The organism is Trueperella sp. LYQ143, assembly GCF_046599595.1.
Taxonomy (GTDB): Bacteria; Actinomycetota; Actinomycetes; order Actinomycetales; family Actinomycetaceae; genus Trueperella.
The window spans coordinates 20,842-33,602 of record NZ_JBKIWR010000021.1 but is presented as its reverse complement, the minus strand read 5'-3'; the positions used below and the strand labels follow the sequence as shown (position 1 = coordinate 33,602).

11 protein-coding genes and 1 pseudogene are annotated in these 12,761 nt (G+C 51.9%); 6 read left to right on the top strand and 6 right to left on the bottom strand.

Going from position 1 to position 12,761, the window contains the following annotated elements; all coding sequences use genetic code 11:
• Positions 1 to 628: 628 nt before the first annotated feature.
• A complete protein-coding gene (locus ACLHIL_RS08160; RefSeq protein ID WP_411297465.1) occupies positions 629 to 901 on the top strand; it encodes an NgoBV family restriction endonuclease in 273 nt (90 codons plus the stop codon).
• 24 nt (positions 902 to 925) lie between these two features.
• On the opposite strand, the gene ACLHIL_RS08155 is transcribed toward ACLHIL_RS08160, so the two are convergent.
• Positions 926 to 1,831 carry a macro domain-containing protein gene (locus tag ACLHIL_RS08155; protein ID WP_411297464.1) on the bottom strand — a complete coding sequence of 302 codons (906 nt, stop codon included), beginning with the start codon at positions 1,829 to 1,831 and terminating at the stop codon, positions 926 to 928.
• A gap of 107 nt (positions 1,832 to 1,938) precedes the next feature.
• Between ACLHIL_RS08155 and ACLHIL_RS08150 the strand changes: the two genes are divergently transcribed.
• Positions 1,939 to 2,409, top strand: coding sequence for a ribonuclease H (locus tag ACLHIL_RS08150; protein ID WP_411297463.1), 471 nt, complete (start codon positions 1,939 to 1,941; stop codon positions 2,407 to 2,409).
• 344 nt (positions 2,410 to 2,753) lie between these two features.
• On the opposite strand, the gene ACLHIL_RS08145 is transcribed toward ACLHIL_RS08150, so the two are convergent.
• Entirely contained in the window at positions 2,754 to 3,470 is a 717-nt protein-coding gene (locus ACLHIL_RS08145; protein WP_411297462.1) for a DsbA family protein, read from the bottom strand.
• Between the two features lie 71 nt (positions 3,471 to 3,541).
• Here ACLHIL_RS08145 and ACLHIL_RS08140 point away from each other — a divergent pair, with 71 nt between their 5' ends.
• Entirely contained in the window at positions 3,542 to 5,656 is a 2,115-nt protein-coding gene (locus ACLHIL_RS08140) for a S9 family peptidase (RefSeq protein WP_411297461.1), read from the top strand.
• A gap of 649 nt (positions 5,657 to 6,305) precedes the next feature.
• Here ACLHIL_RS08140 and mtnN read toward each other — a convergent pair.
• The 4 genes from mtnN to ACLHIL_RS08120 form a co-directional block, all read right to left on the bottom strand.
• A complete protein-coding gene (gene mtnN / locus ACLHIL_RS08135) occupies positions 6,306 to 7,658 on the bottom strand; it encodes a 5'-methylthioadenosine/S-adenosylhomocysteine nucleosidase (RefSeq protein ID WP_411297460.1) in 1,353 nt (450 codons plus the stop codon).
• Complete coding sequence (locus ACLHIL_RS08130; RefSeq protein WP_411297459.1) at positions 7,655 to 8,116, bottom strand: S-ribosylhomocysteine lyase; 462 nt, start codon at positions 8,114 to 8,116, stop codon at positions 7,655 to 7,657. The genes mtnN and ACLHIL_RS08130 overlap by 4 nt, the downstream gene beginning before the upstream one ends.
• Positions 8,117 to 8,223: 107 nt before the next feature.
• Positions 8,224 to 8,688 (bottom strand): Fur family transcriptional regulator, encoded by a 465-nt coding sequence (locus ACLHIL_RS08125; protein WP_411297458.1) that lies wholly within the window; start codon positions 8,686 to 8,688, stop codon positions 8,224 to 8,226.
• Positions 8,689 to 9,204: 516 nt separating this feature from the next.
• The gene (locus ACLHIL_RS08120) at positions 9,205 to 9,549 is read right to left on the bottom strand and encodes a hypothetical protein (RefSeq protein ID WP_411297457.1); all 345 of its coding nucleotides are present in this window, start codon (positions 9,547 to 9,549) and stop codon (positions 9,205 to 9,207) included.
• A gap of 271 nt (positions 9,550 to 9,820) precedes the next feature.
• On the opposite strand from ACLHIL_RS08120, the pseudogene nrdH reads away from it, so the two are divergent.
• The 3 genes and pseudogenes from nrdH to nrdE all read left to right on the top strand — a co-directional run.
• Positions 9,821 to 10,039: pseudogene (gene nrdH / locus ACLHIL_RS08115) on the top strand (glutaredoxin-like protein NrdH); the annotation flags it as partial.
• 135 nt (positions 10,040 to 10,174) lie between these two features.
• Positions 10,175 to 10,576: a class Ib ribonucleoside-diphosphate reductase assembly flavoprotein NrdI gene (gene nrdI / locus ACLHIL_RS08110; RefSeq protein WP_411297466.1), complete on the top strand. Its 402-nt coding sequence runs from the start codon at positions 10,175 to 10,177 to the stop codon at positions 10,574 to 10,576.
• The gene (nrdE, locus tag ACLHIL_RS08105) at positions 10,561 to 12,708 is read left to right on the top strand and encodes a class 1b ribonucleoside-diphosphate reductase subunit alpha (RefSeq protein WP_411297456.1); all 2,148 of its coding nucleotides are present in this window, start codon (positions 10,561 to 10,563) and stop codon (positions 12,706 to 12,708) included. Before nrdI ends, nrdE begins: the two co-directional genes overlap by 16 nt.
• The last annotated feature ends 53 nt before the right edge of the window (positions 12,709 to 12,761 follow it).

Sequence of the window (12,761 nt, the reverse complement as noted above, 5' to 3'; positions counted from 1 at the left end):
CACCAACAAGCCAACACCACCATACCCACCTGGGGCGACGCAATCTGCTGGAACGAACTCCACCACACCACCCCATACCACAACACCTGGGACTAACCCACAAGCAACACATTTTGTCCTATAACCCACAATTTGTCCTATAACCCACAACTTGGGATTAAACGCCACTCGCACAATCTCTCAATCTCTCGATCTCTCCGATAACCCACCCTTGGGATTAACCCTTTTGAGTAACAGAATGTGCCCTATACCCCGAACCCCGAACACCGACCAACAACCGAGGAATATGAACACCTCAATAGGAAATGCCATCCAAGGCAGGAACAAGCCACGAACTACACTGCGCCAGCTCTTACCAAACTCCTGGGGATAATCCCATCCACGCTTTTGTTTTATACACCCTGCATATATGCAGGCATGTAGGTTGTTGAGATCATCCGCACTATGTCTTGTGTATATGTGATCTCAGTTGTGCACTGTCTCGGTTATGTATCCACATACGCACATGTGGATACGTGCACATGTGCATACCCATAGAAAAGTCAAAGTTGTGGTGTTTAGCGCCCGCCGCCGCACTCTGTGATACCTAGGCGACGAGCATCAAATAACGGAGGTAATTGGATAGATTGTGCTGCTACTTACTACTCCGATAGCGAACGCGCGGCGGCTTGTCGTCGGTTATCTAAATAAGCCATTATCTAACTCACCAGCGTTTGACCTAGCTAACTTTCATAGTTTTATTGCAAGAACGTATGAAAATCCGTCAAAAATTGATGCCACTTATTTTGTTCTCGGATACACCCCTACTAATGACGGCTTTTCGCAAGGCTTCACGGTAGAGAAAATCTTCTTAAAACACATTTGGGAGATACCTGCGCTACCTGCGTCTAGTTACTGTTAAGTCTGCGCTCTAAACATAGAGGCGCTAATCGATCCAGGTATTGAGCACAGATGCGTACTTCTCGGCGTCTTCTTCGGAATGGACGGAGAACAAGATGAGATCCATCGCCTGATCGTGGTGGTTCATCCAAGCAGTGACGGATTCCAGGGCAATCCGAGCGGCCTCCTCAATAGGGAAAGCATTGAAACCAGTGGAGATTGCCGGGAACGCAATGGAACGCACGCCAGGAATTTGCCCGGCCAGATCCATAGCATTCCAATAGCAGTTATAAAGAATCTCGCGATCTTTATCCTCAATTTTGCCGTCTTGGACGTCAGGACCAACCGTGTGGATAACATACTTTGCTGGTAGCCGGTAGCCGCGGGTTACTTTCGCATTACCCCGTGGCTCTTCCTCAAGCCCCTGTAATTCCATAATTTTCGCGCAATCGTTACGCATCCACGGGCCAGCCTGAGCGTGTAATACCGAGTCAAGGCATCCATGTAGGGGGATCGTGCATCCCGTCAGCGAGGGCAACGCAGTATTGACGAGGACGTCAACAACAAGCTGACGGACGTCGCCCCGGAATAGCACCGTTTCTGCCGAGGAAACGAAGTCGGTTTCCGGAAGAAGATCGCTAACTCGACGCAGATGATCGGCTTCCACTCGCCCGTGGAAACCAACCTGCCGATAGAGCAAGGTATTGATCGCCCGCGAAACCACCGGATTGATCGGACCAGGTTCGCGCAATGCTAATTCGGCCTGTAACCAGCGGAAGAGCTGATCGTCGGTGGAGAGATGGGCTAACGAGGAAGTGCCCGTGTAATGCTTATTAGGCAGACCGCCGAGCGCGGTCATCAGAAGATCGTAGTTGGCCCGCTTATCATTCTTTGGCTCTGGAAAAGGTTCCAATAGATCAATGGCGTCCTGATAATCGGACAGCTTAAGCATAACTTCCTCCCTGATACAGCTACTGACCAGCCTACTAGAGTTGGATGCTAAACGCCGAGACCGATCCATTTTCGTGGTCAGCTAGACTGTGCCGTAGTCTTACCACCATGAAGCAGACAGTAATTGGGCAGGCGTACCCTGGTTTTGATTGTGTTATCACCACTGATGGGGCATGTTCGGGTAATCCCGGCCCTGGCGGTTGGGCCTGGGTGGAGCATTATTCCGGCAAAACAATGAGCGGCGGAGCGGCGCAGACCACAAATAACATCATGGAGCTTACGGCCATGATTTCTGCCCTGGAATATGCTGGCCCGCAGGTCAATCTGGTGGTGCGTAGCGATTCCTCATACGTGGTTAATTCCATGACGAAATGGGCTGTCGGTTGGCGGCGGCGAGGATGGCGAAAAGCTGACGGTAAGCCGGTGCTTAATCAGGAGCTCATTGCGCGGTTATTGGAGCTATATGAGTCGCGCATTGGGCAGACGAAGGTTGAATGGGTTCGCGGGCACAATGGCGATGCGGCAAATGAACGTGCCGACGCGCTCGCAGTAGAGCAATCTCGTCGGTTTAATTCCTAATTAGGAAGTGCATACAAATGGCATAACGCGGGTGGGATATGAGGCTTGTATAGTTCTCCCGCCAGCGTGGATACCGCGGTATCGCTGCGTCTACCGAAAACTTCAGGAAATTTCGGCAGCAACTTGCGCAATCATGATTATTTTATTTTTTGTGTGTGGGTGATGGGTAACTGAATCAGGGGATAGAGGGCGGTTTCTCGGCTCGTGCCCACCTTTTGCTGTGGTGAATCGATCACTATTCAGCAGGTATCCAGGCGTTGTGGGATTAACGGGTGCAAGAGTGAGCGTCAGAGCAACAATGACATGTAGAGCTGCCTAGCGGATCTGCCGAGTAAAACTGCCGGTTAAGAGGGAGTATTTCCCTTCTCAAGAGGGATCTCCTGGGCGGTAGCCACCGTCATTTCGTCGAGTGCGTGCCGGATCGTTTTAGCAAAAACCTCCGGTGGCTGTGCGCCGCAGACGCCGAATTTCCCGCCGATAATACTGAAAGGAACTTCGGTGATGCCGAGGAGTTGAGCCTCACGCATATCTCGATGAACCATATTGGCGTAGGTATTGTTCGCTAATTCAGTATGAATCTCCTCGGCAGATAAGCCAAGGTGCGCGGCAATATCGCTGAGATGAGAAATCTGGGTGAGGTCTGTTCCGTGTGTAAATCGTGCCTGGAATAGCAGCTCAACGCTTTGCGCGCCAAGGAGTGCCGCCTGCTCTGGCGTTGTGCCCCGGGCTTTTGCGGCATAGACCAGTTGATGAGCCAGCGAGGTATTGACGTTGACGACCTGCTCCCATCGGATGTCAATCCCTTCGTTGTGACCAGCATCGACGAGAATATCAAGCTGAGGAAGGAGCTTTTCGGGTGTTGTGCCGGTCAACTGGCATAGGCTTTCTAGGTAGCTGAGCGTCGGTTCCTGAGGAGAATTCGGATCAATCTGGTAGGCGTGATATTCCACCGCGACGCGCTGCTCAGATAACGCAATGCCGCGTTCTAGACGCTTCTTGGCAATCCAGCACCAGGGGCAGGCGATGTCTACCCAGAGGTGAACAACAATGTCATGTTCCATGACCGTAGCTTATGCCAGGTGGTAGTGGGCGCGGGAGTGAAGAAAAGTGTGGCGGCGGTTAAGGTAGTGCTATGAGTGAATGTGATGACAAGATGGCGAATCGCAATGCTGGCGCCCCGAAAGCAGAACGGATTGCTCAAGAACGGGTGTTCCACGGGCGGCGTTTTGTGGATTATTACGAGTGGATGCGGGATGATTCCAATCCGGCAGTGCGCTGCCATATTGACGCAGAAAACGAGTGGTTTGATCGGTGTACGGCCGATCAGGTGCCCTTGCGTGAGGAGCTTGTTCGGGAGTATGCCGCTCATACTCAGGAAACGGACGTCTCCGTTCCGGTTCGGCAGGGGGATTATTGGTATTGGCGGCGCACCTGGGAAGGGCGTCCGTATTCGGGATTGTTCCGAGTTCCGGTGACGGGAGCTGGGCAGCGCACGGATAAGTATCAGGTGCAGCGTCCGGCGACGGATACCTATGGGGAAACCTGCGTGTATGACGGCAATCAGCTTGGTGCGCATGAGGAATTTTTCGCTACGGGCGGCGGTGCCGTTTCCCCAGATGGTGAGCGCTATGCCTTAGCGATTGATACGAGTGGTAGCGAGCTGTATCGCTTACGTATCCACGATATTGATCGCGATCTTGTCATTGATGATGCTTTGGATAACATCGGCTGGTGTGTGGGGTGGACGGCAGATTCTGCCGCTGTTTTCTATACTCGCTGTGATGATGCGTGGCGCCCCTACCAGTTGTGGTTACATCGCGTGGGGCAAAAGCCTGAGACGGATGAGCTGCTTTATGAGGAAAAGAATCCTTCATTCGGCTTGTATTTTTCAATCTCACGCAATCATCAGTGGCTAGTGCTCAATGTGGAATCCACAGATTCTTCTGAGGTGCATTTGTTTTCCACTGCCGATCCACATCAGCATATCCGAGTATGTGAACGGCAGGCGGGTGTGTTATACGACCTGAGCGTCGGTGCGGATAAACTTTTTATTGTTCACAACGCCAACCATACTGGCTTTGAACTTTCGTCGGCGCCTATTGCGCAATCCACAGTAGCTGAGTGGACGAGCTTGGTCAGTGCCCAGGAGGGAGAGCGTATTCTTGGCGTGAGCGCGTTCCAAGATTTCTTGGTTTTGGCGGTTCGATCGAATGTTTCGGTGGAGCTGCGGGTGATTGAGCCTGGGCGTGATCCGTACCGGATTCCTACGGCTGAGACGATGAGCGTTGAGCTGGCAGATAATCCACAGTGGGATACTCGTGAGATTGATGTGGTCTGTGAGTCTATCGTTACTCCGCGTACCTGGATGTCGTGGAATCTGGATACGCATGAGCTACAGACCTTAAAGACGCAGCCGGTGCCTGGCTACAACGCGGAAGATTATGTTGAATATCGGCAGTGGGCGACGGCGCCTGACGGTACAGCTATTCCGCTGACGATTGCCCATCATAAAGACGTGCAGCCTGACGGAAAGAATCCTGGATTTTTGACAGGGTACGGCTCGTATGAGGTTTCTTTCGATCCGATGTTCAGCGTCTGCAATATTGCCTATCTGGAACGCAAGATGGTGTTCGCTATTGCTCATATTCGCGGTGGTGGCGATCTGGGGCGTCAGTGGTACGAGGACGGTCGATTACTCAACAAGAAAAATACATTCACAGATTTTGTTGCGTGTGGAGAGCACCTTATCAACTGTGGATTAGTGGATAAAGATCGGCTTGCTGCTCGTGGCGGATCCGCTGGTGGATTGTTAATGGGTGCCGTTGTGAATATTGCACCGCACTTATTCCGTGTGATTAATGCGGATGTTCCCTTTGTGGATGCCTTAACCACAATCCTTAAGCCAGAGTTGCCCTTGACGATTGGTGAGTGGGAAGAGTGGGGAAATCCGATCGAATCTGCTGATGTCTATGACTATATGGCCTCGTACTCGCCCTACGAAAACATCTCTGCACAGCGCTATCCTGCGATTTTGGCAACGACCTCGCTCAACGATATTCGCGTGTCGTACCTTGAACCGACGAAATGGGTTCAAGAATTGCGTCATACGGTTGCGCCAGACTCGGGGCTCATCGTGCAACATACGACGGTTGTGGCTGGTCACGCTGGAGGGTCAGGGCGCTACGAAGGGTGGAAGGATCGGGCGCGAATCATGGCATTCATCCTACGTGAGCTAGGCGTCGCCTAATAGGAAGGTCGTCTCGGTGGCCCGCAAAGCCCTAATCCACGTCGCTTCAAAACGTGGTGCGTAGGGGGCTTTGCGGGCCACCGGCACTATAAAATAACTTTCTCCTGCTGCACCTACTTCACCTGGCAACTGGCAGCTCTTAGCTTCTGTATCGCATATTAAGGACATCCGATACAGCACAGCAGTCAGTACCTATTTCCTGTTATCTGTTAAGCGCTGATTATTAGTGGCTACTTGTTAGCTAAGCAATCCTGGCTACTAGCTGCTACTGCGCGCTGATAGCACGGGGCGCACTGTTAGCTATCTGCTGTCTCGTGCTCGCTACTACTTACTATTTGGCTAGTTTCTTACGTGATCTGTACCTTACATGCGACCTATTACTGTGCAATACGGGAAGGCAGGCAGTATCCAGGCGGGCAATCTGCGATACTGCCGGCACGTTTATTAGGGATAGCGCCGCTTATCTTCCCGGCAAATACAGCACTGAAGTAGGGAAAATTGTGGCTATTCGTCGGTGCAAAGAAGCCGTCAACTGGATCTTTCCATGCGGCGCGAACGCCGCATATTACAGGCCCGACGCGCAGTGATGCCTAAAGTGATCCGTAAAGCTCGCCGGTGCATACGCTGAGGCGAACCTCGTCGTTCCAGTTTATCGGGGGGGGGTAGTTCTCGCTGCGTTGAGCGCTTCTTTCCATGATCCGAAGCGTTGACGGATGGCTGCGCCAGAGGGAAGCCCCTCATTTTTTGCGTCCTCTTTAAGCCACAGCGAATATCCCGCAAATGACGGCTGGCGATGGTTGCGCTCGCACTCAATTAAGAACCGGCGAAGCGCAAAGAGATAATCCTCAACACTGAACTTTAAGCCGCCACGCGCACGTCCACGCCGAGGCGTCAGCCCAATTGAAACGAGAGCGTCATTCCAATACCCGTTGAATCGTTTAATGACGGTCTGGGAGGTGGGTGGCCAGAGGAATGTTGTATCCGTCTGCGGGAATTGACGTACCAAATCGCTACGGCATAAGTCGTATTCTTTGGCGGTTAATGACAAACGGGGATTGTTTCGGGCATATTCTTGACCCGCCGCAATCAAGGCACACCACTTCTCCTGCTGTGCCACCGGCAGGGCGTGTAGATGGTCTGCCAGTTCCGGCATGAGGTTTTCTGGGATATGCACGTCGGTTATATCGAGCTGATTGACCTTGGCGATCGCGAGATACAGCGCGTATTGCAACGTTGTTTGAGAAAAATGCGGCGTCGGGCCATACCCAGAACGCTCAATATCTAGTACAGAAGCCAGATGGAGAAGCTGTAGCGCTGCTTGGGCCGCGGTGAGAGAGACGGGAGGCAGCTCTGTTTTGAATGTTTGCGCCTGTTCATCAGCAGAATCACGGCCGATTACGTCAGAAATGGCACGCAGAGAAATGAAAGGGACGCCAAAAGCGGCTGCGGTTTGTGCTAAGGCATGAGATTCCATGTCGGCGCTCAAGGCGTCGGGAAAAGTCGCGCGAATATGCGGCATATTTTTTTCCGTGACGAAGGAATCCGAGGACATCATCAGACCGAGATGGACGCAGTGATCGCTAGTGTTCTCAAGTGTTTGAGCTGCATCTACCAGCATAGGATGTGCCGATTGGCGTGCAGGCTGCCCAGGGATTTGCCCGAGAGCATAGCCGAAAGCGCTCGCGTCTGCGGTGCCGTGGACGTACTGTGTGCCGGCGACGATCTGACCAATCCGGATATCGCGACTAAGGGATCCGGCACTTCCGACGGAAATTACGGCACGAGGATCATATTTTGTCAGTGCCCAGCTCAACATGCTGGCGGCTGCCGTCATGCCTACGCCGGAAACGAGGAATAAGAGGGAGGTATGCGTGTTGCGGCGGATAACGGCGGTTCCGAACGGGCTGGAAATGCTGATGTGCTCGTAATCGGTGAGTAAGTCATCAAAAGGTTGCATCTCTTCTGCCATGGCTGTGATGACGATGGCGTTGACTCTACTCATGCGTAAACGTCCTCCCAGCTTGCACGCTGTGCCAGCATATTTTGCACGGCTTCTTGTGCGGCATTGAGTGAATGATTATCACCCCAGCCACATTGGACGGCATTAGCGGCTGGAACGGATGAGGCGTACAGAATATCTGCGAAGGTCTTTTCTATGAGGTCAATAGTGCCGGTGAGATCGGGTTCGCTAGCACGAATGAGATAGAAACCTGTTTGGCAGCCCATCGGAGAGAAATCCACGATGTCCTCAGCGTGATTTCGGCAGTATTCCGCGAATGAATGTTCGATGGAGTGAACGGCAGGCATGGAAAGATGCTCGCTATTAGGTTGGCAGAAACGCACATCGTATTTCGTTAGGACGTCGCCATGCGCCAGCCGTTTGACGTCTGCAATACGAACGAAAGGGGCGCGTACTGCTGTGTGGTCTAGATTGAACGACTCGACATTCATTGTGGGCATGTTCGTTACCTCCGGGATGATGTGATGAGGACGGACGTTTTCTTATGGCTGGTACGTCAGATCGCTCATGGCACTGGCGTGGGTGCAGTGTCGGCATCGACCAATTTTCATTGTTGTGATGTGGGGGATTCTGAACGGATGCATTGTGGGCAGATCCCCCAGAATGTGACTTCGGCTTCGTCAATATCGAAACCATGTGTGGAAAACGGTTCGAGGCAGGGTGCGCTGCCGATGACGCAGGGAATATCAATAACCTTTTTACAGGAGCGGCAGATGAGATGGTGGTGATTATCTGCGCGGAATAGTTCGTAGCGTGGGACGGATCCGGCAGGTTCAATCTCCCGAAGTAGCCCCTTATCGGTTAATGCGTGTAGGACGTCGTAAATTGCTTGGGTGGAGACGGAGCCGAGTCGTTTAACAACACCCTGACGGACTTCATCGGCACTCAAATGCGGGGTTTCTTCCACTACTTTGAGCACAGTGAGTCGGGGTTGGGTGACCCGCAATCCTGCATCGCGGAGTTGATCGGCATACATCTCTTCGTCCATAACTGCCATTTTTCCGTGAAACATAACGAATATCAAGGATGTATATAAGGCATATTTCGTTTTAGGGCGAGAGGTGGGGTGTTTTGTGGGATGGATACAAAGATGTAGTGGATAGGGAGGCGTTAGGTGGATAGAGAAGCAGATGGAGAAGGTAGGTGGGGAGGAAGTGTAGGTGGTAAGACGGTGGCGCGAGTCGTGAGGAGTGGAAAAACACGCCGGAGGCGACGCGCCGATAGGGTCGATGCGACGCGCCGAGAAAATATTGCCTCGCGGTGGGGGCTGTAACGGACATTGTCCACGATTGTGGAAAAAGATGTTGACAGTTGTGGGTAAGTGGAAAAAGTTTTCCACAAGATCTGTTATCTGTGGAAAGAAATCTTTAATGTAGCGCTGAGGATAATGGAGATATCTGGCGAGCAGTTGTTGTTATCCAGATACACACTAGGCAATATTGGTACACATATAGGAGGTGGCAGTCCGTATTTGAGCGTGCAATATCGGCATATTGCCGCGGAAAAAGCCGTAAATAGGTAGTGCATGTTAAGCAAGGCGGTACATTGCCCGATGATGTATATCGCGTAAGTGTGTCTCTTTGCAGTACACATGCGGTAACAGATATGCGGCATCTATGCGCAATGAGTGTAGTAATGAGGGTGTGGCACTCGCGCCATAGTGGCTATTAACCACGCAGAAGTGGATACCGACGTCAAGCGGCATAACAGCACAGCTATGTGTGGGCAGTGCGGCGATGTGTCGGCAGGTAGATACATTGGCAGGCGAAGCGTTGCTATGTAGATCAATGCATTGATATGTGGTCAATCCGAAGCGAAGTGGTGTTGGTGCGATCATTGCCGAGGAGCTGACGAGGTATCGCCATGTGGTCACACCCACACTATGGCCGAGTGGAACGGCACAATATCGAATGGAACAGCACAACATGTGGAGGACTTCGTGGGTGATATGTGGGTAGTCTCGCGCTGCCTAGCAGCTCGTACACAGGCTTTCCACATGTGAAAAGAGGGGATGATTGCCAAGTGTGGCAGACACGCCAAAAACACACTATCTAGTGGTGCTAGATTGATGTGGCACTAGGTGTAGTGTTTATTGGCGTATCCCGTGAAGCCCAATAGGGCAGGAAGTTTCGAGGAGTATTGCGATGGCAGTAACGCTGTACACAAAGCCCAACTGCGTCCAGTGCAACGCTACGAAGCGCGCATTGGTCAAGCGAGGCATTTCGTTCACCGAAGTCGATTTGGTGGAGGATGCTGAAGCCCTGGCAACTGTCAAGGCGCTGGGTTATCAGCAGGCTCCCGTCGTCTTTGCTAATGGCGATCACTGGGCTGGATACCGCCCAGACATGATTAAACCCCTCACGGTAGAGCAGACTGTCGAGGTTTCGGCCGAAGAACGGAAGGTCGGCGGGTTCGGGGCGGCACAGCGCCGCCCCGATACGCCCAACCGAACCAACACAGCAGGGCAGCGCAAAAACAATCGGGAAAGCGAGAATACGATGGTCCACGTCGTGTACTTCTCCTCAACGACGAACAACACTAAGCGGTTCGTTGAGAAATTAGGTTTCCCCAATGAGCGCATCCCCTTGCATGCAAACGACGAGCCGCTGCGCGTAAATGAGCCGTATGTGCTGATCGTCCCCACGTATGGCGGCGGAACGATCCGTGGGGCAGTCCCCAAGCAAGTTATTAAATTCCTCAATGATGAGCACAATCGCTCACTGATTCGCGGTGTGATTTCTGGGGGGAACACCAATTTTGGTGAAGGCTATTGCCGCGCTGGCGATATTATTGCCGCGAAAACACACGTCCCCCACATGTATAAATTTGAACTGCTCGGGACGCCGGCTGACGTGACCACAGTTCGTGATGGATTGGAACAGTTTTGGAAACAACTTTGACGGATACTGGCGAAGAGTTCATGGATCCAGCGCTGGATTACCACGCGCTCAACGCACAACTGAACCTCTATGACGACGAGGGGAAGATTCAGTTTGACGCAGATCGGCTAGCAGCTCGTCAATATTTCCTGCAGCACGTCAACAAGAACACCGTCTATTTCCATGATCTCGAAGAAAAGATGGATTATCTGGTTTCTGAGGGCTACTACGAGAAAGCGATCTTGGATCAGTATTCCTTTTCTTTCATTAAAAAGCTGTTCAAGGCCTGCTATGCGCATAAGTTCCGTTTCCCTACGTTCCTGGGCGCATTCAAGTACTACACCTCCTACACGCTAAAAACCTTTGATGGCACTCGCTACCTTGAGCGGTATGAGGATCGGGTGTGCATGGTTGCTCTGACGCTCGCGGCTGGCGATGAGAAGCTGGCCATGTCGTTGATGCATGAGATCATTTCTGGGCGTTTCCAGCCGGCAACCCCGACTTTCCTTAATGCGGGCAAGATGGCGCGCGGGGAGCTCGTCTCCTGCTTCTTGCTTCGTATTGAGGACAATATGGAGTCGATTTCCCGAGCCATTAATTCCTCGTTGCAACTGTCGAAACGCGGCGGGGGCGTGGCGTTGAATCTGTCGAATCTGCGCGAACAGGGCGCACCGATTAAGAAGATTCAAAACCAGTCCTCTGGCGTTAATCCGGTGATGAAACTTCTGGAGGATTCCTTCTCCTATGCCAATCAGCTCGGCGCTCGCCAAGGAGCTGGAGCGGTGTATTTGCACGCCCATCATCCAGATATTATGCGTTTCTTGGATACTAAGCGTGAGAATGCTGACGAGAAGATCCGCATCAAGACGCTCTCTTTAGGGGTTATCATCCCAGATATTACTTTTGAGCTGGCGAAGCAGAACGCGGATATGTACCTGTTCTCCCCTTACGATATTGAGCGGGTCTACGGCGTTCCGTTTACTGAGATCTCCATTTCTGAGAAGTACTACGAAATGGTTGACGATAAGCGTATTCGCAAGTCGAAGATCAATGCTCGTCATTTCTTCCAGACCTTAGCTGAGATCCAGTTTGAGTCTGGCTACCCCTACATCATTTTTGAAGATACGGTTAATCGCGCTAATCCGATTGACGGCCGGATTACCATGTCGAATTTGTGCTCGGAAATCTTGCAGGTTTCTGAAGCCTCACAGCTCAATGCGGATTTGTCGTATGCGCATGTGGGTAAGGATATTTCGTGCAACCTCGGTTCAATGAATATCGCGAAAGCGATGGATTCACCGGATTTCGGAGCGACGATCAACACGGCCATTCGCGCGCTGACGGCAGTATCCGATCAGACGTCGATTGAATCTGTGCCCTCGGTCAAGCGGGGCAATGATATGTCTCATTCGATTGGTCTTGGTCAGATGAACTTGCATGGTTTCCTGGGGCGGGAGCGGATTTTCTACGGTTCGCCAGAGGCCTTGGACTTCGTCAATATGTACTTCTATACCGTGACGTATCATGCGATTCGTGCCTCAATGCAATTGGCACAGGAACGTGGCAAGAAGTTTGAGGGCTTTGAAAAGTCGGCCTATGCCTCGGGTGCGTATTTTGATAAGTACATTAACGAGGAATGGGTCCCGCAATATGATCGGGTGCGGGAGTTGTTTGCCAATATTCATATCCCCACCCAGGACGATTGGCGGGCGCTCAAGGATGATGTGCAAAAGTACGGCATGTATAACCAGAATTTGCAAGCCATTCCGCCGACGGGTTCCATCTCATATATCAATCATTCCACGTCCTCAATTCATCCAATCGTGTCGAAGATTGAGATTCGTAAGGAAGGCAAGCTGGGACGTGTGTACTATCCGGCGGCCTATATGACCAACGAAAACTTGGAATATTACCAGGACGCCTACGAAATCGGGCCGGAAAAGATTATCGACACCTACGCCGTTGCAACTCAGCACATCGACCAAGGGCTATCCCTGACGCTGTTCTATCCCGATACGGTTACCACGCGCGATGTAAACCGCAATTACATTTACGCGTGGCGCAAAGGGATTAAGACGCTGTACTACATGCGTATCCGTCAGGCGGCCTTGGAAGGCACTGAAGTTGCCGGCTGTGTTTCTTGCATGTTGTAAGCTCTAGCTCTGCGTCGGTACCCGTGGCATAGTATTCCTCAGAGTAATCTGTT